Below are 24,382 nucleotides of genomic sequence, written 5' to 3' on the forward strand. Positions count from 1 at the left end.
TATGCGGCCAGTAACTTATAATATTGTATGTCAGAACATATAAGAGCCGAAGAACGGCGTTATCCGCCAGGAATATACGAAGTCCCTCAAGTTGAGCCGGTACCTGTAGTTTTAGAAGAGTTCGGGCAACAGGTCTCACAACGGCTTCATGACGTCGCACAAAGAACAGGGACTATGCCCACGATCATCGCTCCTCTCAACGGATCTGTTATGCCTCTTTATGCCGTCTGTCGCGAATGGCAGCGGGCAGGAGGATGTGTTGAGGATATTGCCCATCAGGTACACCTGGTAAACACCCGCAAAGTAGGTGAAGCCGCCGAATGTGTCATTCTTACTGAAGAAGATCCTGGTGAACTGGCATTTGTAATTGAAGATATCATTGATGATGGCGGAACCGGCGAGATTATTGAAAAAGCCTATCCTGAAACCCATTTTGAACTTCACGCTCCTCTCAGCAAGGTCGGAAAGATAGAAACTGCACGGGCAAAACTTCCCCGGACAAAAGTCACAACAACAAGAACTGTTGACAATGTTTGGATTGTCGGCGGCGGGGGACTTGACGGAGGATCAATGAAACTGAACGGTGTCCACGATTACCAGAATGTCGAACTGGCAGTCGCTGCAAGACTTATGGATCGTTATGTATATCACAACAACGATGAGGTGCTTCCTCCGTATGAAGAGCAACTCCGGGCTTTTACTGCAGCAAGGCTCCCTTGGATCACTCCCGGATCTACAATTCACATGTGGATGCTTCGTGCTGAATGGGCAAAAATGAAAGGCAAGGTCGATGTTTTGCAGGATTTAGCCTCAATATTCCCTTACATTCTTCAAAACGAAATCGGATCATAACCTGATAATTTCTTCGGGCATCTCCGCCAGATCCTTTACTTCTTCTTCCGTTGTTGTTGCAATAGTCTGATGTTCCTTGATCATAGCCATTACCAGCTCCCGGTTGTGTTCATCAAGTTCTGAAAAGATGTCGTCCAGCAAAAGAAGCGGCTTGGTAGAAGTGTGCTCTTCAAAATATGATAGTTCGTTGAGCTTGAGCCAAAAGACAGCCATCCTCTGCTCACTCCGCGAACCGTACAGACTGACGTTCTTCTCAGAAGGTGAGTACAAATTAAATATAAAATCATCCTTTTGCGGACCGATTAATGTCCTTCTGAGACGATATTCCCGATTCTTTACTTCATTAAGGCGCTTCTGAGAAAAAAGATCTTGTGAATACGTGATTGAAAATTTTTTCCCGTTTACAGAAGGATGATTATTCAAGTACTCAATATAAGAGGCCCTCTTTTTTGAGATATACTCCCCGTGTTCCAGAAGATAATTATCCCAGAATCGAAGCTCATCAAAAAGCCGTAACTCGTCTTCATAACGCTCAAGGATTTTATTCCTTTTTCGCAAAGCGTTTTCGAAATATCTCAATTTCTTTCTGTATTCCCGATCGACTGCTGATATTACATCATCAAAATATCTTCTCCGGCGGCTCGGAGAACCCGTGATAATCTGTATTTGTTCCGGAGCAAACAGGACTGCCTGAGTTTGCATGCTGCGGTATTGATTGGAGGACTTTCCTGTTTTGTTGACATAATAGGTTTTCCGCACAGTCGTTTCAGAAGATTTCTGCATCCGTACCTGAAAAAAAGTTTTCTGATCCTGCTCCGAATAAACGGACTCAATCAAATTATCGTCGTATTCCCATCGTACCAGTTCAATTTCTCTCGTTTCGCGAAAGCCTGTACCGTAAACTGAAGAAAACACTGCTTCCAATAGACTGGTTTTCCCTCTTGCGTTTTCTCCGATAATAAGGGTCAGATACGGGCTGAATTGAAAATCAGCCTTTCCGAAATTGCGGAAGTTGGTCAAATGTATTTGTTTCAAAATCATGATCCAAACAATAATTCTTATTAAGTTCTGTCTTTCCTTCCGCCGGCTGGCGGATGATCCGGAATCCAGGAAGCAAACCGGATGCTGAATCTCGGCCAGAGGACGATGAGCCTTTGGCTCATTGTCCAGCAGACATTGTAACAAATATATTATTTTTTCTTTAAGAGGAAGATCGACTCCATAAATGAAGGCAGTCGGAATATAGAGTTTCGCTGGAGCATAGCGTCAGGATGCTCTAAAAATTTTCTTCGCCAAAATTTTGCGGTAAATATGGATAAGTGTGAATAATCCTTGCTGTACAGCCAGCGTATCCAAAGGTTTTCTTTTGTATAGATTTTGTGCATGATGTATTTTCTGGAAACACGTATCGTCTCATCTATAGCTTTTTTGATTTTACCCCTCTCTACATGTTCAAGCACGTCAAAGGTCAGGACTAGGTCAAACTCTTCCTTATCAAACGGCAACTTCACAATATCCGCTTCCTTTAAAAAAGGGCGGACTGATTTGTCCGCCAGAGCGAGCGCATGCTCGGAAATTTCGACACCGTATGCATCGATGCCGAAGGTGCGAAGGGTTTTTACAAGATTGCCCGTTCCGCACCCTACATCCAGGCAATTTTTCGGTTTAAGGAACATTCGGATGAGGAGGGCCCGATAATAATTAGCTGCCCATATCATAAATTTTCCGACAGCAGATGATTTTTGCGCAAATTTATACTTTGCCTTGTCTCCCATGTAGTATTCACGGTCATAAAAGCTGGCATTAATTTTATAGGGCATGATGACCGTGCCCTTAAAGGAATCGCCTTCAATAATCCGTTCAAGATTTCTGAAGTTTTCACCGTTAGCTACAATGACCGTGAGGCGCAGTTTTCGGGCAAGCTGAGCTGCAATCGGATCGAAAGGTGCATTAATGCCCGGGGACCACTCTGTCCCTACGATCTTTTCCAGTTCACCCCAGGTCAGTTTTTCGATTGCCTTTGCGTCTTTGTGGGTACGCGGGTCCTTGTCGTATACCCAATCAATGTTTGAGAGGTTGATAATAAGATTGGCACCATAGTCACGTGCCAAAACCACTGCGTCATAATCTGTAGACCAGCCCGGTTTCCATCCGGCACCGACTACAACCGGTTCCTTCCAGTTGTTCAGTTTTTTATCATAGTTTTCGATAATACGGGGATGAGCAATATCTTCAAAAATGGTACGAAGTAAATGCGCATTCAGTCTTGTTGCATGAATACCGATCCAGTCCAAATCTTCATCTGACATTGTTCCGATAACGGTTTTTCCGGCATCACGATAATGACGGGCAGTACGGCCTCCTCCTGCGACCAAAAAAAAGCGCTTACCGCGCTTAATATATTTTCGAATAAAGGCATTGAGTTGTGAAAGGAATTTGGTATCAATACCGTCCCCAGTAACGAGAAGGGACCCCCCTATGGAGATAACAATTGGCGGTTCCTGGGTGTCAAAAAGCATATTTTTCGCTAAAAAAAACCGCTTATAAATAAGCGGATATAAATAACTACTTAGTAAATGGAAATTTGAATTCGTTTATTATTCATAGAAAGTGTATTACCTATTATAAATTAGCTTTGACAAAAATCAACCTTTTGGCTACAATGAGAGCAGATGAGACGCTCCCGAATAACCATAACCCTTGAAACAAACCTTCTTAAGAAAATCGATCGACTGATAGACAAGAAACAAATTCGGAATCGTTCACACGCTATTGAATATATTATTACACAGTATACTCAATCCACGGTTCATAAAGCAATCATATTGGCCGGAGGTCGCGGTACACAACTCCGTCCGTATACTTACGAAATTCCGAAACCAATGCTTCCCGTTTCCGGAAAACCAATTTTGGAGCATCTCATCAATCAGTTACGGGAGAACGGTATTACTGACATTATCATTGCCATCTCGTATCTCGGTGAACAAATAAAGAAATACTTCGGAACAGGAGAAAAATTCGGTGTTTCTATTTCCTATTCGGAAGAAGAAGAAAATTTATTGACTGGAGGCGCTTTGAACAAACTTAAAGACCTGGTGGGACAGGATACCTTTCTGGTAATACACGGCGATATCCTGACGGATTTTTCGTTTTCTGACTTTATCCAGTTCCACAAAAGACAAAATACCGTTGCAACTGTTGCCCTTACTACCAGTTCTGAACCGACAGACTTCGGTCAAATTAAACTTCACGGAACTCATCTCACCAATTTTTATTCACATACTGAGCAGCCCGGAATGCAAAGCCACCTTATCAATACGGGAATATATGCGTTTGAACCGTCAATCTTCAATGAGTTTCCGAAGAAAGAAAAATTCGCTCTTGAAGACGTAATTACGGGTCTTATCAATCAGCAGGAAGTCAGCGGATTCGTATTTGAGGGCAGCTGGTACGATGTAGGTAATCCCGAAAACTACGAAAAGGCAATAAAAGAGTATAAAAGAAAGTAATCCTTCTTTACAGTATTCCGTCTCCGACACCGAAAATAAATCCGAGAATCCGGGCGATAAGATATGACAACATCAAAAGGACAAAACCTATTATCCCTGCGGTCATCTTGGCTTTCCCGCTATTTACTTTGTCTGCATCGCCTCTTGACATCAAAAAGTCATACCCGCCCCAGATCAGTACAAGAAGAAGAATAACGGCCGCAAAAGGATAGAGAAAGTTAGTCATAACAGTTACCAGATCCGTGAGAGACGTAATTCCTTCCAGCGGACCTTTAATGGTTACGGCTTTACCGTTTTCAGGTTGTATAACCAATCCTTGGGCGAGAGTGTTTGTCATATTTTCTTGGAAATCATTAACACTGTCTGCAACAAAAATAGTATAAGGGCATGTATCCCCAATGATATCAGCAGATAGATATTAATAGCATACACAAAAGCGGAGGTAGCTTCAAGAAGCATGTCCCACTGGACAACTCGTGAAAAGTCAATCTGAAAAATGTATATAATTCCGGCTGCAACAATAGCTACAGGAATGAGATATACAATATCAATTAAATCCTGTTTCGAGGAAAACATTGTGGTAGAAAGAATAAATACGAGCCATCCGACGGTTATTTTCAAAAAGATATTGGAAGATTCAAATATTTGCAGACTAAAAAGCCACCAAAAAAGTAGTAACCCGACAATAACAGGAGCAATTCCTACAAGGACGCTTCTGACAACATCTTTTTTTTCATAATAAACACTTCCGAGTTTGAGATACCTTCCTTCCCACTGCGGGAATACATGTATATCACGCACTTTCAACAAAAGAATTACGGCCATCACGAAATGTGAAAGTTCGTGTATGACTGTTCCGGGAAAGAATATGAAAGCGATCAGACTGTAGACAATCTTTTCATGATCAAAAATGAGCCGTAATACCTGAAACAATCGGGTGATACTGAGTCGGGAAACAAAAAAAAGGACTATGAGTTGAAGAATAAATAACCCGACTAAAATAAGTTCCATGACTTAAAGAATTTGCCGTGCAAGCAAATACGCAATGAGACCTAAAACAATAACGGTTAAAATACCGATAACTATAAAGAGTGTATTACTCAGTCCTTTCGTTTCAAATCGACGTTCAAATTCATCGACATTGAGAGGTGTATAGTTAGCAGTCATACGGTAATCGGTTATGCCGTCTGCTGTTTTGCAGTACCATCAGCTGTCTGATCGGAAGCGGAACTCTGCTGCGGCGGTACCTCAGCTCCTGGCGCACTGTCAACAATTTGTGGTTTGATCGGTTCGAGCCCGTTCATTTTCCCGTTTGTCTGCTCTTTTTTGGGCGGTGCGGGAGGTACATCCATCGCCTTGTTCTCTGGTTTCTTTTCGGCAACAGCTTCAGATTTTTCCTGAGGTACTTCATCCTTCACTTCCTGGACTTCTATTGAGGCACACTTGGAACATATTGTTGTGGCAGTCGGAATGACGTCTGTTTCAAACTTATTGGCACATTTTTCACAGAAAAACTTGGCATGTCTCATCTTCTGACCGTCCTGGACATCTTCATCTTTGACTTCTTTCAGCTCAATTTTTTCAACATTGAAAATAAATTCATCACCGTCAAAGTCTACAATAAGAGTATCACCGGCTTTCACTTTTTGAGCAATAATAAGCTCAGAAATCGGATTTTCAACCAGTTTCTGAATGGCGCGTCTTAATGGTCGTGCACCGAATACAGGATCAAATCCTTCGCGTACGATTGCTTTCTTTGCTGCATCCGTGACTGAGAAACCAATCTCCTGCTCTTCGAGGAGCTTTGCCAAAGCTTTCAGCTGAAGATCAACGATCTGAAGCATATGCTTGTATTTCAGCGGCTCAAATACGATGACTTCGTCAAAACGGTTGACAAGCTCAGGGCGGAAGAACTTCAGGAGTTCGTTCATAACCTTGTCCTTAATCACCTGATACTTCTTCACATCGGTCTGTTCTTCTACCTTTTCTTTTTCCTGTGCTTCCTTCTCAAGCGGGAAGTTCTTGCCGAAATACTCATCCAATGGTTGCATTTTCCATTCCGTTGCTTTCTGGTCACGATGCCATATATCATTACCCACGATAACAATCTCTTTTCCTGTCGGTGTAAACGTATGGATATCCCAATGGGTTGCGGGAAAATTGTCATCTTTTACCGTCTGTCCCTCGAAATACTCTTTCAAAAGACCCGTCTGCCAGTCAGTACTCCCTGCTTTTCTTCTCCAAAAACGATCTTTGTATGACACAATTTCCATCTCATCAGGACTGAAGGCATGAGTCTTCAGACGCACCGTCGGCAACTGTTCATCCGGAGCATCAGGCAAGGCATTAATGACTACATTGTCATTGAAATAATCAATCAGATTTGTGACATTCCATACTTTCGAAGTGGTTGCGGTACGGGAATATATGATATCGCCCGTTGAGATCATTTCCACTCCTTTTGGTGAGATGGCATGAGTGTCATATCCGAATGTCGGGAAAGACGTGATTTTCGGTTTTTCTTCTGCCGGTTTTGCCTGCTCCTTTACGGGCTGCTCTTTGCCTTCAACAGTATTCTCTTCTTCAGGCTTTTCAGGCTCCGGTTGTTGCAATGCTTCAGGTTTTTGCGTCGGCATTTTGCCGTCAATTTTCTGTCCTGCAAAATACTCAGTCAATTTATGATCTGCCCAGGACATTTCGGCTTTCTGATCTTCTTTTTTTTCTTCAGGCTTCTGTTGCTGACCGTTTGTCATATCCAGACTGTTTGCGGTTGTGCCGTTGTCTCTTTCAAAATACTTATTCCCGATCGTCATAAGTTCACGACCTCTCGGCGTAAAAGCATACGTCGAAATGAGGGTCGGTTCTGCAACTTCCGACTTTCCGCTCTTCAACAGTTCCTTTTGAATGAGAGGAGTTCCGATGTTTGACGTACAGATCACGACGGTATTCTTGAACGAAATAGTTCGTCCTTTGTTGTCTGTCAAACGGGCATCATCAAGAATCTGCAGCAGAATGTTGAAAATGTCAGGATGTGCTTTTTCAATTTCGTCAAAAAGAACGAGTGAATACGGCTTTCGGCGAACGGCCTCTGTCAGTTTTCCTCCGTCTTCAAATCCGACATAACCGGGAGGCGGCCCGAGAAGCTTTGCCACTTCATGACGCTCCATATATTCGGTCATATCAAATCGGGTTACGGCTTCTTCTTCATCAAAAAGTACTTCCGCAAGTGTCTTGGCAAGTTCCGTTTTTCCCACACCGGTCGGTCCCAAGAATACGAAACTACCGATCGGACGATTGTTCGATTTCAAACCTGCCCGTCCGCGTCTCACGGCTTGGGCGACGGATGCCACCGCACGTTCCTGATCAATCATTCTTTTGTGAATGATGTCTTCGAGGTTTGATAATTTGTCCTTCTCAGAAGTACCGATCTTGGATATCGGGATACCGGTTCTTGTGGCAACAATGTCTTTAATTATTTCAGGAGAAACAGCCGTGGTGGTCTGTGCTTTCTTCATATTGTATTCATCCTGTTTGACTTTCAGCTTGGCCTGTACATCATCAATTTTTGAGCGGAGAATGCGGGCCTTGACCTTTTCGCCTCTTCTTTCATCTTCCGCAAGCTCCTGATTGAGTTGAGCTACGCGGGTTTCTATTGAATGGATTTCTTCAGGAAGAGAAATGAGCGGCAGACGGACTGCTGCAGATGCTTCATCCATCAAATCAAATGCCTTGTCTGGAAGGAACCTGTCTCCGATGTACCTTTTTGAAAGTTTTACCGCCAGCTCGATAACTTCATCTGAAATTTTTACTTTGTGGAATGCTTCATATTTACTTTTTGTAGCCTTCAGCATCTTGATGGCAGCCTCTTCTGTCGGTTCAGGAACAAGAACTGTCTGGAACCTTCTTTCAAGTGCCGGATCCTTTTCAATATATTTTCTGTATTCGGTAATTGTTGTTGCTCCGATAAACTGCACCTCACCTCTGGCCAGAGCCGGTTTTATGAAATTGGATGCATCCAAGGCACCCTCACCGCTTCCAGCTCCCATCATTGTATGCATTTCATCTATGAACATGATAGCTTCACCTTTACTCGCTTTCAGTTCATCAACAACGCTTTTCATACGTTCTTCAAATTCTCCCCGATGAGATGCTCCGGCGACCACACTCGCTAAGTCAAGCTGGAGGATCTTTTTATTGAGAAGGCTTTCAGGAACCTGCTTTTCAACTATCCGTTGTGCAAGTCCTTCCACGACTGCAGTTTTTCCTACTCCCGGTTCACCGATAAGTGCCGGATTGTTTTTGATTCTGCGTGAAAGAATGTGTACCACTCTCTCAATAACAGGTGCTCTCTCGACAACAGGATCCAGCTCACCGTCAGCAGCTTTTTGTGTCAAATCAATACAATACATCTGCAACGCAGATTTCTGCTTTTGCTTTTTATCGTCTTTTGTTGCCTCTGCTGAGAATACTCCGCCTTTCTTTCCGGTTATTCTTTTGTTGATATCTTCTTTCGTGACTCCGAGTTTGACCAGTATACGGGCGCCTACGCCTTCACCTTCTTCATACAAAGCAAGAAGAAGATGTTCGGGGGAAATAAATTCATAACCGAGTTTTCGCGCGACAACAAGGGATTTTTCAACTATTTGCTTCACGCGAGGAGACAGTTGCGGAGGGTTCTGACTTTCTTCTTTTTTATATATTTTCACGAGCTCCTGTTCTACAATCTGCGGCTGAATTTTCAAATCAATAAGGATTTTATAGATCTCACCGTCTGTCAAAAGTCCATGGAGGAGATGTTCACTATCCATGTAGATATTTTTTAGTTCTTTTGCTTTTTTGTTTGCTTCGACAAACACAGCGTTTGAACGCTGAGTCAAATGGGTCATGATATCTAAATCATTTCTTTTCTTGCCGCTCAACGTGGAGTCCAAAACATTTTTCGCGGCAGACGGCTGAACGGAGCCGTCAATAGCCTTCTGACCGTCCTGATTTGCTGCGGGATTTGATGTAGTTTCAGGTTTCTGAGTATCTGCTGAGAGTGTACTTTCAGTAGACGTTTCAGTCTTTTCCTTTGCCATATCATCAGGTTTCTGTAATGTATTCTGTTCTTTTTTCATTTCAGCATCCATCTTTGTCTCTTCTGCAGGAACAGGTGTTCCCGTTGTATCATTCATTTTCGGCGGCGCCGGCGGCATATCAGCGGCTTTTACATCTGCCATCTCCGCTTTTTTCATTTCAGCTGCGGCTGGTACTGTGGCCGGTTCTGCCTGATTCACCGCTTTCGGTGGAGGGGTTCCGATACCGTTATAAGACTGACCGTTAGGAGGATTACCGATTCCGTTATATGATTGACCGTGGGAAGGGTTACCTATTCCATTGTAGGAATCGCCGTGTGCAGGGTTTCCGATACCGTTATAAGACTGTCCGTTTGAGGGATTACCGATACCATTGTATGATTGCTGGCCGCTTGGCATCGGCGCATCAGTTTGTTGTGCAACAACCTTCGGTTGATTTGATGTATTCATAGTAGGATTCGCGTCAGTAACTGACGTTGTGTCACTTGTATTTGCATTTGGGGTTTGTTTCTTTATAAAATCAAATATACCGGCCATATATTCATTATGAGCAAGCATTTTCCAAATGTCAACATCAGATATATGAAGAAAATATCAATACTATTACTCTTACTTTTTTTGCTTTTTATGAGCTCGGCGACTTATTCGAGAGCCTCAAATGAGGAAAGCTCTGCAGAAAAGGTAAAAAAGCCTGCAAGGAATCTTTTTTACTTTTTTAAAGACATCGGTAATAATTCTTCTCCAGATACGGGTGCCCCTGATCCAACCTTACCACCAGACGCTTCACCTGCGCCTACTTATGGCCCTCCTCCCGCCCCGATTTATGATACACAACTTGCTAACCTTATGGAAGCAATCAAACAGAAGGCTCACAGTAACTGTACTATGTTCGGGACCGGAATAGTAGCGACACAAAACAGTTACTGCGTCCAGCCTATCGCAAATGTCTCAGGGATCCAAAACGGTCAATCTGTTGTCAACGATATGAAATACTCTGCCGATAATTACTACTATCTGCAATGTGTAGGTTGCGCCGTCGCCATGGCAAAAGCAAACGGGAAACCGTACCTCGGATGGGGTAATGCAAAACAGCATGCGGATCAATCTGTCTTGGGATACACATATGTGCCTTACACTTCAGCTTCTTCGGCATATTCAGTCAAACCGGGCTCTTTGTTTATTCTGACAGGCGGGACATACGGACATATCGGAATGGTGTCTGAAATTATTTATGACGAGAATAATAGACCTCATTCATTCCGAGGCTTTGAATGTAATTACCAGGCGAATGGGTATGTCAGCCACGAAAAAACCTGGGCATTTGATCAGATAGCCGGTTTTCAGGTACCAAACTAACATGAAACAAAAAAAATTAATTATTATTCTTGCAGTTGCCGTAATAATACTTCTAATAACTTTATTTTTTCTTAACATGAGAAGAAATGCGGGAACAGACGTCAAAGAGGAAATTGATACCCTTCCTACGGGAATTATTGTTCCTACCAACACTATAGAAAATAATGAACTGGATATCGTATCCGTTTCACCATCAGACAGAGCACAAACTGTCAGTGTAAATACCTCAATCCGCATTACATTTTCCCGAAAACCCAAAGAAGAAGAAATTGATTTTTTCATGGGTCCAGACGCAATCTACTCTCAGGAAATCAAAGATAATGTATTGATTATCACACCCTGGAAACCGCTCGCCGAAGGTACATTGTACACATATAGTATCAATTTCCCACAGGATAACCAAAAAGTCCGTCTGTATCGATTTGTAACTGAAGGGACACTGAGCGAAATTCTTCCTGATACGCGATCAAATGACCTCATAGAAGAAGTTGAAGAAAAAGAACGGGTTAATCATCCTGACATATATATTACTAATAGAACACCTTTCGAAGACAGTACATTTTCAATCAGATCTGATTTTGAACCCAAAACCCCTGCTCACTATTATTTTATCGTTACATCAAAAATCAATGACCGAAGTACTGTCGAGCAGGCTGTTAATGCTTGGCTGCAGCTTCAGGGCCTTACCGAACAACAAATTAACGGCCTGGATGTCCGTTATCAGTAACATATGAAAAAAATTATTATCTTCTTCCTATCCCTGCTTGCTGTCGTTCAATCCGTTCGTGCCGAAATACCGATGATTGACCGGGGCGACGGGTATGCAGTTTATCCAACTTCTTCAAGCAAAAAAAGTGTTGAAAAAATTAAAGAAGTACCTCGTAATTTATTTAATTTTTGGGATTTTAACGAGGATAATAATCCGGATGAAATTCAACCCATCCCGACTCAGCAGCCATCCTTCATATCTGGGACACCTGTACCGTCTCCAGTACCGACAGCAGCGCAGACAAACCCCACTCTTCCTCCTGCTCAAACTACAGCCGGCTGTCCGGATGCAAATACCAGAATTCATATTTCAGGTACGCGTTATCGACATCTCAATAGATATCTTCCCTGCGACCGGCCGCGCATGCTAGTGATCCATTGGTCTGCCGGTTGGTCATCGGCACAGGCAACATTTGACGTGCTTAATAATCGCGACCGTTCATGTCAGTTTGCAGTTGATGACCATGAAGTGATACAAATGCTGAACCTTTATCCTAACGCCGTCGAGCGGGGATGGTGCGCTGGTGGAGATGCCAATACGGGATCTATCAACTTTGAGATCACCGGTGCATGGTTTGATGAAGTACTGCTGCAATCAGGTTCGGAAAAAAACAGACAGCTTATGATCATGACGGACAAGACCGTAGATATCGCCTGCAGAATGATACAAATGTACAGTATACCGAAAACGGCAATTTACGGACATTATCAACTTCAATCAGGAAAATCTGACCCGGGAGTATCCTATTTACAATTTTTTAAGCAAAAAGTAAACGAGCGATGTTAAATTTCATTGATCTGCAGGAAAAAAAATATACAATCATCATTGCAGTATCTTCAGTAGTACTGATCCTTATTCTGGTGATATCGGGAATACTGGTCCGAAATCGCAGTAACCCCACGGAAACTGTGTCGGGTACGCCAATTAATCCAACGGGCGTACAGACTGCACAGATTTCACCGACTGAAATTCCTGCTAACTATTATGTATTACCTACTCCTCTATCAGATGAAAATGTGCCGACGGCACCACCAACACCTGTTCCTCAAGAAGGAGATATCATACTAGACGGCATCGCAGTAAACGATTTTAAGGAAAATGCAGAACGAACTACTGTTGACGGCGATACCGTCCTAGCAGAAACAAGTAATTACCAGATTGTATTTTATGAAAAGACACAGGAGTTTACCATCAGCCTGATAGGCACAGATTTTGAAAAATCCAGAATCGCAGCCGAAAATGCTTTCCTCGTAAACCTGGAGATAGATCGTGCGAATGCCTGCAGACTTTTCGTGAATGAATATGTGCCCAACACCGTCAACAATGAACACAGCGGTGAAATATTACCCTTAAGTTTCTGCTATCATGAACATGATGAGTAAATTTGTTACCGGAATAGTAATTACTTTTGTATTTCTGGTCGTAACCTCTGTAATATTTGCCGAGATGCCTATGATCGATCGGGGAGACGGATATGCCGTTTATCCCACACGAAAGAAAACTACAATAGAAAAAATAAAAGAAGTTCCGAAATCTCTTTTTGATTTGTTTGATGGTTCGGGGACCTCTGGGAATAACCAACCCACTCCTATACCAACTTCCGAAGCGGGCATCACACCGGGTCTAACGCCCGGGGTAAGTACCACACCAATCGACGCTTCAAGCCCGATCGATAATATCCTTCAGGGAAGTGAAGTTACCTATTCACCCGCAATTATTGCAAGCGTAAGGAACTGTATGACGAATGCGAATGTATATAAAATTGCAGAGCAGCGGACAGGAGTATCATGGAAAATCATCGCAGGAATTCACTATATGGAAGGGAACTGCGGGAGCAATAAATCCTGCGTCAGCGGCAGACAGCTCGGTGTCAATGAACCCGATCTGTACGGTAATTGTTCTGGAGGAGGCGGGGAAGGCCGGCCGGTTCCTCTCGGAGGGGGAGGATGCGGTTTTAGGAATCTGGTTGACAGCTGCATCTATGGAGGAAATCACCTCAAAGGAAAAATTCAGGGAAGAGTTCCTCAAACTCTGCAGGAACTCGCCTATGCGCTGGGAAGATACAACGGACTCGGAAACAGAAACTGCGGAAAAACCCCCTATGCACACTGCCCGCCTTCGTTTGACAATGATGATCATATTTACCCGATGAGCCAATTTGATAAGAAGCATGAGACAATGTATCTTGTGTACTGTGCCGACTATACGACATGTAATCCGCCGCGAATCTTTCAAAGAATCGGAGCTTTGAGTGTTGCAAGGATCCTGACAAACTTATGAAACTAACTAACAAAAAAATTATTATATTGATCTCTGCTCTGGTCGGAGTACTTGTTCTGATAATCTTAATACTGAATGTGATAACACAACGGAAAGAAACCGCTACTCCTGAGACAAATCCCGAAGTTATAAAGAAGGAAGTACAAAAGGTAATTGAAATTACGGAAGTTCCCCGGGTTCCTGATGAAAAGGGAGGAGGGATTGATACTGATTCTCCTGAAGTAAAGACCTCCGTTCAGTCATTACAAAAGCTTCAATCAGCGCTTCCCTTTTATAAAATTTTCACAACTGAAGACGGAACAGAAGTCGAAGTTTCCATTCCTCCTACATCAACAATTTCAAATGAGTGGACTTTACTCGTCCATATTTTCGGCCCGGACTATCAGATTCCCGAAGATTCGTCCGATTATGAGACTCAAAAACAAGCATTTCTGGCCGGAGTAAGTGAAGTTATGCTTTTTCTCGAAGAACAGGAAATCAATCCTTCAGAAATAATCATCCAATGGGGCGACAGAGCAATCATAGGTGACCGGTCTGCCAAATGGCTTTCGGAATAAATCCGTCGTTGACTTTCTTTTCCGTTTTGCAGTAGAATGAATTGTATGTTTAAGTATCTGCTTTTAATGGGTTTTGGATTCTCCAAGTATGCTTTCCATGTCGTGAAACGAATAATGATTGTTTTACTGGTTTTTACCTCAGTTATTTCTTTATTTTTCTTCTTTAGGCAAGATAAAAAAATTCAGGATAACGCTTCATATATGTCTGTTCAACGAGAAAGAATATATATGAATATCGAAGCTATGAAAAAAGATACTTCATCGGAAGGTAAAGCAAAACTGTTTGTATATCAAGGATGGATGTGTAACATCATAGGAGAAGCTTGTACCGACAATCCCGAAGATGCAAATATGAACGTCAGAAATAGCCTTTCAGGAATCATAACCGGATGGATCACAGCACCGTATGCAAATCCTCCAGCATCCGGGATAGCCTGGCTGAAAGACGGTTTCCGTGATGCTGGTTTTGTACCGGAGACTTATGCTGCAACGGGAGTGGGCTTCGCATCTATTGCAAGTTATATGGAAATTTGGAAGCTGTTTAGGGATATTGCTTATCTTATCTTAGTGTTGGTCATGATAACGATAGGATTCATGATAATGTTTAGAGTTAATCTCGGAGGAGCCGCAGTAAGCATTGAGGCTGCCCTCCCACGAATTGTAATCGCAATGATTATGATTACATTTTCATTCCCAATAGCAGGTTTCTTGATTGACCTTATGTATACATTAATCGCCATTAGCGTTGGTTTATTCTTTGATGTTGCGATTCAACAAGATGCTCTTACAGGCGAATATTCCTCTGCAAAGGAATATCTCAATCAGTATATGACAGCCGGTATTTGGCAAATCTGGCCAGACGGCGGTGGTACATATTTTTCCGTAGGTAACAGTTTATGGAGACTCATGCCAGCATCAGTACAAAACATGTTTCATATTGCAATGGTTGTACCGCTTGCAGTTACTGCTGCTGATAAGTTCGGATGGATGACAGGTAAAATTGCAGACTTATTTAAGGGACTCTCCCTTGCCGGATTTAGTTCTGGAAACTTGGCAGGTATTCCGCATGTGGTCTTATTATCAGTACTCTTCGGAGCATTAGTTATATGGGGACCCGGATTAATTTTTGGGGGAATTATTATGCTCACAGTGCTACTCTTTGTATTCCGGATATTTTTTATGCTGCTCGAGTCTTATATTAAAATTTTACTTTACATTATTTTTGCGCCAATTATTTTGCTCTTTAGCGCTATACCAGGAAACGGAAATATCGGCTGGTGGTTACGAAACCTTATAGGAGAGCTTATAACATTTCCAACAGTAATTGTCCTTACACTAGTAGGCAACGCCGTTCTCGCAGTGAATGTTCGGGATATGGATCATCCCTTTGGTCATTTAATTGGTGGCTTCGGAATTGAGAATACATTCAAATTGCCATTTTTATATGGGTTCCAAACAGACGATTTCAATACCATTATTGCACTTGGACTTGTGCTGATGATTCCCGATTTTGTAAAAATGGTAAAAGGATGGATAGGAGTACAGGATACGGGATTGAAATTTGGACTCGGGACTTTCTTTGCAGGAGCAACTATCTTTACAGGTGGTCTTGGTCTTGGGGCTAATCTCCAAAGCTGGAAACAATCAGCTGTCGGATATGATCCCAATAAGGGCTGGATGGATACCATGCCATTTATGAGTAAATATGCTGAAAAGATTCGAAGTTGGGGGAAAACTTAAACCATCCTCTTTCATTGTCTGAACTAGCAGAAACATACCTACAACAGTGTTTTCTTAGATTATCAATGTCAAAGTATAAAACACCTAATTACTAGAAAAACCTTACATAGTACTAACTTCTTCAGATTCTATCAGCGGGGAGTGAAGGTCGGGGGGTGGGAGTCGGAGTAGGTCCTACGAAACCCGGTAACCTAAGAATATCTACTCCAATCACTCTCAATATAAAGATCGAGAAGATAATCACAATAAGCCCCGTAATACATGCCGTCATCAGCTCCTGAGCCTTCCCCGTACGCTCCGGATTCCCTGCCGATGTCTGCATCAAAAATGAAGCATAAATAATACATCCTAATGCTATCATCCCTGCAAAGCTGATCGCCAGTCCAAATACTCTCTCATTTAATGTCTTACTGAAATCCGAATACATACATCCAAATGCTGTCCATACCCCATCCTTGTCCATCATACAATCAAAACACTTCGCAAATTCCTCCTTGTCATAGTTCCCATCCGAATCCTTCACATCCTTGATCGATTTACAAATCTCATGTGCCTTAAAATATGTATCTGCCATGACTTTCGAACATTCATCTCCCCGATTAAGAGCATCCATCCCCGTACTGTCATATCCAAATCTCTTCTCTATCTCCTCATCCGTCAACTTCGCACAGTAATTACTCTCAAACGCACTTCTCACATTCATGCCTCTCGCAGGATTCCACCGCGTCCCATACGGATAATCATCCGGATTAACCGTTACTCCTCTCACTTCTCCTCCGCTTGTTACCCCCTCTACGCTCGTCTCCGGTACCTCACAGTAACAGGCTACTGACTTCCCATCTCCAAACCCTTGCCGAAATTTCTCCCGGGCCTCTTCCCATGCCTCGGTCTTTGCCGAAGGTACCGCATTCTGTGCCGGCTTTATCCAATCCCATATCTCATCTAGTTCCTCCTTCTTTGTGATTGCTTCTCTCGTTCCTACCACATTTCCTTCATCATCCACTGTTACCCGATACGGATTCGGTACCAATGGAACCTCCTGTCCATCCTCCCCGTTTATCGTCCCCGTACACATATCCATACTGCTTGTCAACTCCTCTGCCGGATTGATACCCCCCGTGAAAAGTCCTATGATCTTTTGCTTTGTCTCCTCCGAAAACAAATTCGTAAACCAGTTGTTCTTCTTTGCCAGTGTCGGATCTGAAAAATCCGGCGGTGCCTGCATATCGATCGCTACCCCACCTAAACAACACGCTCCCCCCTCCTCCAACCCGCACACCGTCATCTCCAACTGCTTCTCAAAATTGCCTATGGTATCAGCAGATGGTGTTATTTCAGGGCGTGGCGTAAGTACATTTGTGACAGGTGTTAAAGGAATACTATCAAACCATTCTTTAGCTTTCTGAATATAAATGGGTTTTAGTTGATTTTCGAATAAAGTTAATTGAGTAGTCGTACAAGATAATCCGGTTAATTGAAGAGCAATAACAACATTGTAATAATTTTCAAAACAAGTATTCCAATATTCATCATTTATAGAACCGGAATTGGTACATTTAAAAGCACTATCATTAAAAGGCTTTGCTGTATATTCATCAATAATACTGGTGAGTTTTTGTGTGCAGGCATCTTGTGCAGAAACAGCTTTAGGAATTATGAAAAGGAAAACCATTAAAACAAAAAGAGAGAATAGAAGCTTATTAGGGATGAATGACATACTATGATTATAACCATAATGACAATCGTTTGTGGAGCTAAAACACTGTGAGATCGCTACAGTGAAGAGAACAGACAGAGGCACCATTACAGGTAGATACTCACTCTGAAGATGGTATGGGAGTTGGAGAAGGACCTCCAAATCCCGGTAACCTGAGAATATCTACTCCAATCACTCGCAAAATGAATATCGAAAATATGATCACTATCAATCCCGTAATACATGCTGTCATCAGCTCCTGAGCCTTCCCCGTACGCTCCGGATTCCCTGCCGATGTCTGCATCAAAAATGAAGCATAAATAATACATCCTAATGCTATCATCCCTGCAAAGCTGATCGCCAGTCCAAATACTCTCTCATTTAATGTCTTACTGAAATCCGAATACATACATCCAAATGCTGTCCATACCCCATCCTTGTCCATCATACAATCAAAACACTTCGCAAATTCCTCCTTGTCATAGTTCCCATCCGAATCCTTCACATCCTTGATCGATTTACAAATCTCATGTGCCTTAAAATATGTATCTGCCATGACTTTCGAACATTCATCTCCCCGATTAAGAGCATCCATCCCCGTACTGTCATATCCAAATCTCTTCTCTATCTCCTCATCCGTCAACTTCGCACAGTAATTACTCTCAAACGCACTTCTCACATTCATGCCTCTCGCAGGATTCCACCGCGTCCCATACGGATAATCATCCGGATTAACCGTTACTCCTCTCACTTCTCCTCCGCTTGTTACCCCCTCTACGCTCGTCTCCGGTACCTCACAGTAACAGGCTACTGACTTCCCATCTCCAAACCCTTGCCGAAATTTCTCCCGGGCCTCTTCCCATGCCTCGGTCTTTGCCGAAGGTACCGCATTCTGTGCCGGCTTTATCCAATCCCATATCTCATCTAGTTCCTCCTTCTTTGTGATTGCTTCTCTCGTTCCTACCACATTTCCTTCATCATCCACTGTTACCCGATACGGATTCGGTACCAATGGAACCTCCTGTCCATCCTCCCCGTTTATCGTCCCCGTACACATATCCATACTGCTTGTCAACTCCTCTGCCGGATTGATACCCCCCGTGAAAAGTCCTATGATCTTTTGCTTTGTCTCCTCCGAAAACAAATTCGTAAACCAGTTGTTCTTCTTTGCCAGTGTCGGATCTGAAAAATCCGGCGGTGCCTGCATATCGATCGCTACCCCACCTAAACAACACGCTCCCCCCTCCTCCAACCCGCACACCGTCATCTCCAACTGCTTCTCAAAATTGTCTATGGTCGCCTCCGGAACAAAATCATATTCAGGAGGTATTTCTGTTATAGAACCTGCCTCAATATTTTTATTCAGAAAACGGATAACAAACCGGTCTCGTGCTTCGTGATTAGGAACCTGTCTGCTCGGATCATACTCGCCATCTGCATCTTTCGTCAAAAGCCAATTTTGGTGACAAACAAATGCAGAGCCTCCACCCCAAGAGTTAAATATCTGTTCATATTGAAGCAATGCACAATCCGTAAGAGCGTCAGAGCGTGTTCGATTATCAGCATTAGGATCAACTGGAATACCGCAATTCCAAAAATTGTGAGTCGGCGGTAGTGCGTCAATTGCTTCATTCAAAGCTACTGAATCACAGCCTTGAACGGTAGTGAATACGGCAGTATCTTCACAGCTTGGAACTGTTGCACCATCTGACTTAGTGCAGTATGATATTTGCTTTGGCTCAGTTGTTGGAGATGGTAATGGAACCGGTGTTGAAGTGGGTTCATTTGGGGTAACTTTTTGTTCATACAGACGTATCAAATAATCGCCATTTGTACCCCATTTTTCACAGTAATCCTTACAATCATGATAATCACCTGACTGCCACCACAAATTCCCTATTGCTAAATTGCTACAAACCATACTTTTAAACTCAGTAGAGGAACATTTATAAGAAGAATTATTCGTACAGTATTGCAACACTGATGGATCTGCTTGCTCAAGTTTTTGTGAAACGCCCTGTCTGTCTACCATAGATCCTCGAAGTCCTGCATCACAGCTCATACGTCCCTGCTGTATAAGAAGCTCTTGAAGCTGTGGGTTTATTGTTTTTTCCTGCGCAAAAACTCGAGGAACAACCAATAAAGCCCCAACAAGAAGTAAAAGTTTCCATCTCATTACTTAATCATACTTTATACTTGAGTGAAAATACAATAATCGAAGATTAACTCTCATTTTCTTCAAAGCCTCTTTTCGCTGCCAGAATAAGTACGGCAAGTGCTACCAATATCATATATTTTGGCCCTTCACGCATAATAAGATGAGCAATATTTGCTATTTCACGATCTCTGAGTCCATCACCAGACATCTCAGCCCATTTATTACGTACGACATTACCATCTTGAGTTCCAAATAACATATCTGCAACTTTGCCTACCTGTTCTCCAATCCATCCTTTATCTGCCCATCTTTCCTGATATGACGGTACCGTTTCGTAAACTTTTGCACTTTCCGGAGTTCTCTTAGGAAACTGTGCGTAATGCAGAAAATCCGTCACGATTCTATATCGATCTTCCCTATGCAAAGGATATTCCGGACCTTCTTTAACTACAGTAGAGAATGCCGATCTTAAGCGGTGCTGTGTCATGTATTGTGCTTCAACAAGAAAATTCTCCGCTTCTGAATTGATTCTCATGACATTCATAGCATTCTCAAGAACACGCATCGCCATTTGATTTGCCTGGTCTTCATCTTCGTCTTTGATCGAGGTACGCATTTCGGTAATAAGTTCATGCAATGCTTCAAGATCTTCCTTTCGATAATATTTTTTCAAAGCAGAGAGCAGTCCGCCTCCGGTGACATCGTTCTTATATCGCTCCTGCATGCTCGCGATTGCACTTATGGACCGCTGTACCATATCACGCCCTCCGCGAACCAACTCCAGGTACTGATACGCTGTATCATTTATCGGCATACCGGAAGTCGCACCAATGATCTCGCCTTTTGACCATGTCAGGCGGTTTGTTACTGTATTATTATAGTACTCCCGATACTTTCGTTTGAGTTCTTCAGGATACTCATCTTCAAAACGCTCAACGGCAGCTTTGTCATTCGGATTAATTTTGTGCATTTTCATTGCCATTTTTTTCCGTGTGTCTGTGACAACAGGCTTTTCAGCGTGTGGATTTTCCTGCGGTTTTTGGATCATACGGGCCTTTATCTGTTCATAAACGGCAAGTGCTCTGTTGATTCGTTTATCCTTTTCCTCCTGACTTAAATGAGAAATTCCCTGATATTTTTGCTCAAGTACTTTTTTGATAACATCAGAATCGAGAGCGTATCCTTTCTTTTCCTGTCCTTCCACAATTTCAATATCACTTCTGTCTGCTTTAAGACTCTCAATATTTTCTCCATAAAGTGTTTTAACCTTATCACCATTGTCTGTTTGCTTTCTGATATGATCATTCATCTGCTCAATCGAAGCGGTTCTTGCTTTTTGTTGAACAAATAGAATATCATCAAACGAATTGTCAAGTTCTTGAACAGAAGTACCTTCAGTTGTGTGAAAATGATCCTGCAATTCCTGAAGAAGTGTCACACCATTTTGTGATCTTGTTGAACTTTCCATGAAGACGAAATCCATCGGGACACGTTCGAAAGCGACGATGGTTAGGGCATTATTGACTATCTCCTTCAAGCTTCCGATTTTATTTTCTAAATTCCTGTTTTTTGCTGACTTTATAGATTCACCTTTCCCCGGTTGTGTCTTTTGGTGCAGAATTGGCCTTATTTTCTTTTCCCAAAACTCCTGCTCTGAATTGACATCAGGATAAAAACCGTCTTTCCCAAGTCCGTCTTTGAAGTACCGTCGGTATAAAAATTTGAAAAAGTTTTCGTAATGCTTTTCCTGCTTGACACCGCCGCCTTCCGTTTCTTTCATGTACGCATTTTCATGCCCCCACAAAAACTCATCTCTATAGATTTTAAGCATATTGGCACTTATGTTTTCGATACGTTTCCATCCATACTCAAGAGCATGATGTTCAGGATCTTTCGCAGCACTGAGATCAAGCTGATTTTCATTGTTCAATGGATCAAGCATGTCCTGCAGCCACGGATACATCGCATATTTCATGCGCCATCCCAGTTGTATTTCAACTCCTCCATTACCCATCGGATTCAGTTCCATGATATTGGGGAGCATTTTCTCGTTATAATTTTTTCTATCGACTACAGCCATATTCCCAAGCAGGAATGATTGGTCATAAATATCTCTTCCTTCTGCCGTAATATCTTCATGCACCCAGTCCTCGATATACCAGTCACGATTAGGCTGCGGCATGAACGCCATGCCTTTCACGTAAGCATCCGTAACCTGCCACATTTCGGCTCCATACCAAGTTCTAAACACATCCAAGTTCTTCAGAGCAGGGTCACGGTACGTAGGTTTTGCCAGATCGGTAACTGGAGCATGAGAATAACTTGAAAGTGCATGAATCTCCAGATTTACCAAGGACAAATGCATACGCGCATGGATGATTGCGCGTTTGATAACCCACTCAGGCATATCGCCGAAGTTGTGGATCATGTCTTTCAGAGCCTCGCTTTCCACTTCATTCATATTCTCAAAAAGTCCAAGAAGGACCTCGGGGTCTTTGCGCCAGTGATTCATCGCCATCTTTTTCTTGTAGTAGCTGCTGAGCTGAATCTTTGCTGCTTCTACAAGATCGGCAAACGGTAGCTTATACAGTTCATCAAGGCGGTTGGCAGGAAGGGTTTGCTTGGCATATTGGGCAGCCTGCTGAAAGAAAGATTGCTGTTCCTGCGTCTGTCCTGTGGACATCAGATAATTGAAGTTTATACCGGTCTCAAGAAGATCTTTTTCAGCATCAATCGAAAGGTACATATTTTCAAGAAACTCTTTGTAGCTGCTCTCCCGAAGTTCCATACTTTCCGTTTCCTCAACGAACTTACCCAGGACTACAGATTCCCCTTTATCTCCTTCACGGGGTACCCACGTCTTCTTTTTTGTATTTCGGTACTGATAGTATTTGATACCGTCTTCTTCCCATTTTGTATCCCGCTCACTGATCGGATGAGCCAAATACATGATTTTCTTTTTCAGATTGTAAAAAACAGTTTGCGGATTGAGCATGTACCCGGTACTTGCATCTGAGACAAGTTGTGCAAACGGTTTCTTTGACCCTCCATCGATGACCGGTGCAAAGATTTTGTGTACCATGTAAATCAATGTTTTGTTGATTTCATGTGTAGCTTCTTTAGAAGCACGTTCCTTGCGCTTCTCGGGATCAGCTATTGCAAGTACTTTCGGATCCTCACGCAGTTTCCGTTCATATATTTCTTTGTAAAAGTCCCTGAACCGTTCAGGAGATTCCATATGACGAAGCAGCTGACTGGCCAACTTGACATCCGGATCATCTGCCCCTCCCTGTTCAATAAGATTCGCAAGGTATTTATCTTCATTTCTCGTAAATTCCGAAGCGCCCTGCATCTCATCCATCGCCTGTCGGATTTCTTCCCGCTGTGCCTCAAGTTCCGTCGCACGGGCCTGTCTGGCTTCGGATTTTTTGTTTGTTAAATCTTCTTGAGTGATGTTGGTTATTGTACCTTCATCAATCATTTCATTCACTATGTCCGTAAGGAAAGATTTTGCTAAAGACCCACTTCGACCGGTTCCCAGAATATCTTTGAGATCTGTTTCTAATGGGGTAGGAGGAGCACCTGCACTGGAAAATCGTATATAATCAGGATTATTTATTAAGCCATTAATAATCGCTTGGATATATGGAGCATCAGAGGGACTAAAGCCCCTGGAAAGTTTTAGCACAAGTTTGTCAAAAAATGCTGCCGAAGTGGGATCAGCCGGTTTGGTAATAAGCCCTTCCTGTGCTGCAACTTTAAATAAGTCAATCGAATCATGTACACTGTTTACAACAGGTGCAATATCACGTGACACCTGTCCTCCACTTAATTCGATCGTTTTAGAAGTCATTTCGGCTTCCCGTGATTTTGACTGGATATCGGATTTAATACTTTGAGTGACAGCAATACGAATTCTATCTTTCTGCTGCTCATCCACCTGGTCTTTGTTCGCCTTATAGTCCTCAATCTGTCTTCTGGCCTGTCTGAACTCCATACTCTCACGCCGTCTTTCAGACGATCCGTTCCCGCCGTTTGATCTCTCATTTGATCGGTTTGGGTTCTGACCACCGGGTTGTGATTCTTGATTGACAGTCATAAGAGAAAGTATAGCAAGAAAAGAGGAAGAATAGAAGAATTATGATATATTTTGATATATAAAATATTATTTTTATATATATTTATACTTTTCTATATACTAAATCCTTTAAGATCGTCCATGAACTGGAGATAACATGAAATGACATTGAGGAAGTCCGCATATACTGTGAAACATCACAATGAAGACAGGTGACGGCAGAACTCATTCCGAAAAAGATAATGAGATCAAACAAGAAGATTGCCGGTAACAGAAAAAGGCTTAAGATGACTAATACTCTTTTCATAGAAA

General features: G+C 42.6%; 19 protein-coding genes. 9 read left to right on the forward strand and 10 right to left on the reverse strand.

The window, feature by feature from the left end; genetic code table 11:
• The first annotated feature begins 27 nt into the window (after positions 1-27).
• On the forward strand, positions 28-852 hold the full coding sequence (locus IPM65_00845) for a hypothetical protein (protein ID QQS44137.1): 825 nt from the start codon (positions 28-30) through the stop codon (positions 850-852).
• Here the strand turns inward: IPM65_00845 and IPM65_00850 are convergent.
• Positions 847-1,893: a DNA replication/repair protein RecF gene (locus IPM65_00850; GenBank protein ID QQS44138.1), complete on the reverse strand. Its 1,047-nt coding sequence runs from the start codon at positions 1,891-1,893 to the stop codon at positions 847-849. The genes IPM65_00845 and IPM65_00850 overlap by 6 nt on opposite strands.
• A 149-nt stretch (positions 1,894-2,042) precedes the next feature.
• Positions 2,043-3,371, reverse strand: coding sequence for a UMP kinase (locus IPM65_00855; GenBank protein QQS44139.1), 1,329 nt, complete (start codon positions 3,369-3,371; stop codon positions 2,043-2,045).
• Positions 3,372-3,524: 153 nt separating this feature from the next.
• Here IPM65_00855 and IPM65_00860 point away from each other — a divergent pair, with 153 nt between their 5' ends.
• Positions 3,525-4,361: an NTP transferase domain-containing protein gene (locus IPM65_00860; GenBank protein QQS44140.1), complete on the forward strand. Its 837-nt coding sequence runs from the start codon at positions 3,525-3,527 to the stop codon at positions 4,359-4,361.
• A 7-nt stretch (positions 4,362-4,368) separates the two neighbouring features.
• Here IPM65_00860 and IPM65_00865 read toward each other — a convergent pair whose 3' ends face one another.
• Genes IPM65_00865 through IPM65_00880 form a run of 4 tightly spaced genes read right to left on the reverse strand, consistent with a single transcriptional unit; the run spans position 4,369 to position 9,973 of the window.
• The gene (locus IPM65_00865) at positions 4,369-4,698 is read right to left on the reverse strand and encodes a hypothetical protein (protein QQS44141.1); all 330 of its coding nucleotides are present in this window, start codon (positions 4,696-4,698) and stop codon (positions 4,369-4,371) included.
• Positions 4,695-5,372, reverse strand: coding sequence for a hypothetical protein (locus tag IPM65_00870; GenBank protein ID QQS44142.1), 678 nt, complete (start codon positions 5,370-5,372; stop codon positions 4,695-4,697). Before IPM65_00870 ends, IPM65_00865 begins: the two co-directional genes overlap by 4 nt.
• A 3-nt stretch (positions 5,373-5,375) precedes the next feature.
• Positions 5,376-5,528, reverse strand: coding sequence for a hypothetical protein (locus IPM65_00875; GenBank protein QQS44143.1), 153 nt, complete (start codon positions 5,526-5,528; stop codon positions 5,376-5,378).
• An 11-nt stretch (positions 5,529-5,539) separates the two neighbouring features.
• Entirely contained in the window at positions 5,540-9,973 is a 4,434-nt protein-coding gene (locus tag IPM65_00880; protein QQS44144.1) for an AAA family ATPase, read from the reverse strand.
• Positions 9,974-10,018: 45 nt separating this feature from the next.
• Here IPM65_00880 and IPM65_00885 point away from each other — a divergent pair, with 45 nt between their 5' ends.
• The 7 genes from IPM65_00885 to IPM65_00915 are packed head-to-tail and all read left to right on the forward strand — an operon-like array spanning position 10,019 to position 16,138.
• Positions 10,019-10,792 carry a CHAP domain-containing protein gene (locus tag IPM65_00885; GenBank protein ID QQS44145.1) on the forward strand — a complete coding sequence of 258 codons (774 nt, stop codon included), beginning with the start codon at positions 10,019-10,021 and terminating at the stop codon, positions 10,790-10,792.
• A 1-nt stretch (position 10,793) separates the two neighbouring features.
• Positions 10,794-11,519: an Ig-like domain-containing protein gene (locus IPM65_00890; protein QQS44146.1), complete on the forward strand. Its 726-nt coding sequence runs from the start codon at positions 10,794-10,796 to the stop codon at positions 11,517-11,519.
• Between the two features lie 3 nt (positions 11,520-11,522).
• A complete protein-coding gene (locus tag IPM65_00895) occupies positions 11,523-12,347 on the forward strand; it encodes an N-acetylmuramoyl-L-alanine amidase (GenBank protein QQS44147.1) in 825 nt (274 codons plus the stop codon).
• Entirely contained in the window at positions 12,341-12,943 is a 603-nt protein-coding gene (locus IPM65_00900; GenBank protein ID QQS44148.1) for a hypothetical protein, read from the forward strand. The genes IPM65_00895 and IPM65_00900 overlap by 7 nt, the downstream gene beginning before the upstream one ends.
• Positions 12,936-13,841: a hypothetical protein gene (locus tag IPM65_00905; GenBank protein ID QQS44149.1), complete on the forward strand. Its 906-nt coding sequence runs from the start codon at positions 12,936-12,938 to the stop codon at positions 13,839-13,841. The genes IPM65_00900 and IPM65_00905 overlap by 8 nt, the downstream gene beginning before the upstream one ends.
• Complete coding sequence (locus tag IPM65_00910; GenBank protein ID QQS44150.1) at positions 13,838-14,398, forward strand: hypothetical protein; 561 nt, start codon at positions 13,838-13,840, stop codon at positions 14,396-14,398. The genes IPM65_00905 and IPM65_00910 overlap by 4 nt, the downstream gene beginning before the upstream one ends.
• 45 nt (positions 14,399-14,443) lie before the next feature.
• Positions 14,444-16,138, forward strand: coding sequence for a hypothetical protein (locus IPM65_00915; protein QQS44151.1), 1,695 nt, complete (start codon positions 14,444-14,446; stop codon positions 16,136-16,138).
• Between the two features lie 121 nt (positions 16,139-16,259).
• Here the strand turns inward: IPM65_00915 and IPM65_00920 are convergent, their stop codons facing one another.
• The 4 genes from IPM65_00920 to IPM65_00935 all read right to left on the reverse strand — a co-directional run bounded on the left by IPM65_00920 (position 16,260) and on the right by IPM65_00935 (position 24,377).
• A complete protein-coding gene (locus IPM65_00920) occupies positions 16,260-17,855 on the reverse strand; it encodes a hypothetical protein (GenBank protein QQS44152.1) in 1,596 nt (531 codons plus the stop codon).
• A 100-nt stretch (positions 17,856-17,955) separates the two neighbouring features.
• Positions 17,956-20,010 (reverse strand): hypothetical protein, encoded by a 2,055-nt coding sequence (locus tag IPM65_00925; protein QQS44153.1) that lies wholly within the window; start codon positions 20,008-20,010, stop codon positions 17,956-17,958.
• Between the two features lie 46 nt (positions 20,011-20,056).
• Positions 20,057-24,091: a hypothetical protein gene (locus IPM65_00930; GenBank protein ID QQS44154.1), complete on the reverse strand. Its 4,035-nt coding sequence runs from the start codon at positions 24,089-24,091 to the stop codon at positions 20,057-20,059.
• Between the two features lie 82 nt (positions 24,092-24,173).
• Positions 24,174-24,377 (reverse strand): hypothetical protein, encoded by a 204-nt coding sequence (locus IPM65_00935; GenBank protein QQS44155.1) that lies wholly within the window; start codon positions 24,375-24,377, stop codon positions 24,174-24,176.
• Positions 24,378-24,382 lie beyond the last annotated feature (5 nt).

The sequence above is a fragment of the Candidatus Roizmanbacteria bacterium genome (genome assembly GCA_016700135.1).
In the GTDB taxonomy this organism is placed as follows: Bacteria; Patescibacteriota; Microgenomatia; order UBA1406; family GWC2-37-13; genus UBA1450.

Coding starts and splice junctions, on each gene's coding strand:
- IPM65_00845 (QQS44137.1), top strand. CDS start 28: ATGTCAGAACATATAAGAGCCGAAGAACGGCGTTATCCGCCAGGAATA.
- IPM65_00850 (QQS44138.1), bottom strand. CDS start 1,893: ATGATTTTGAAACAAATACATTTGACCAACTTCCGCAATTTCGGAAAG.
- IPM65_00855 (QQS44139.1), bottom strand. CDS start 3,371: ATGCTTTTTGACACCCAGGAACCGCCAATTGTTATCTCCATAGGGGGG.
- IPM65_00860 (QQS44140.1), top strand. CDS start 3,525: ATGAGACGCTCCCGAATAACCATAACCCTTGAAACAAACCTTCTTAAG.
- IPM65_00865 (QQS44141.1), bottom strand. CDS start 4,698: ATGACAAACACTCTCGCCCAAGGATTGGTTATACAACCTGAAAACGGT.
- IPM65_00870 (QQS44142.1), bottom strand. CDS start 5,372: ATGGAACTTATTTTAGTCGGGTTATTTATTCTTCAACTCATAGTCCTT.
- IPM65_00875 (QQS44143.1), bottom strand. CDS start 5,528: ATGACTGCTAACTATACACCTCTCAATGTCGATGAATTTGAACGTCGA.
- IPM65_00880 (QQS44144.1), bottom strand. CDS start 9,973: ATGGCCGGTATATTTGATTTTATAAAGAAACAAACCCCAAATGCAAAT.
- IPM65_00885 (QQS44145.1), top strand. CDS start 10,019: ATGAAGAAAATATCAATACTATTACTCTTACTTTTTTTGCTTTTTATG.
- IPM65_00890 (QQS44146.1), top strand. CDS start 10,794: ATGAAACAAAAAAAATTAATTATTATTCTTGCAGTTGCCGTAATAATA.
- IPM65_00895 (QQS44147.1), top strand. CDS start 11,523: ATGAAAAAAATTATTATCTTCTTCCTATCCCTGCTTGCTGTCGTTCAA.
- IPM65_00900 (QQS44148.1), top strand. CDS start 12,341: ATGTTAAATTTCATTGATCTGCAGGAAAAAAAATATACAATCATCATT.
- IPM65_00905 (QQS44149.1), top strand. CDS start 12,936: ATGAGTAAATTTGTTACCGGAATAGTAATTACTTTTGTATTTCTGGTC.
- IPM65_00910 (QQS44150.1), top strand. CDS start 13,838: ATGAAACTAACTAACAAAAAAATTATTATATTGATCTCTGCTCTGGTC.
- IPM65_00915 (QQS44151.1), top strand. CDS start 14,444: ATGTTTAAGTATCTGCTTTTAATGGGTTTTGGATTCTCCAAGTATGCT.
- IPM65_00920 (QQS44152.1), bottom strand. CDS start 17,855: ATGTCATTCATCCCTAATAAGCTTCTATTCTCTCTTTTTGTTTTAATG.
- IPM65_00925 (QQS44153.1), bottom strand. CDS start 20,010: ATGAGATGGAAACTTTTACTTCTTGTTGGGGCTTTATTGGTTGTTCCT.
- IPM65_00930 (QQS44154.1), bottom strand. CDS start 24,091: ATGACTGTCAATCAAGAATCACAACCCGGTGGTCAGAACCCAAACCGA.
- IPM65_00935 (QQS44155.1), bottom strand. CDS start 24,377: ATGAAAAGAGTATTAGTCATCTTAAGCCTTTTTCTGTTACCGGCAATC.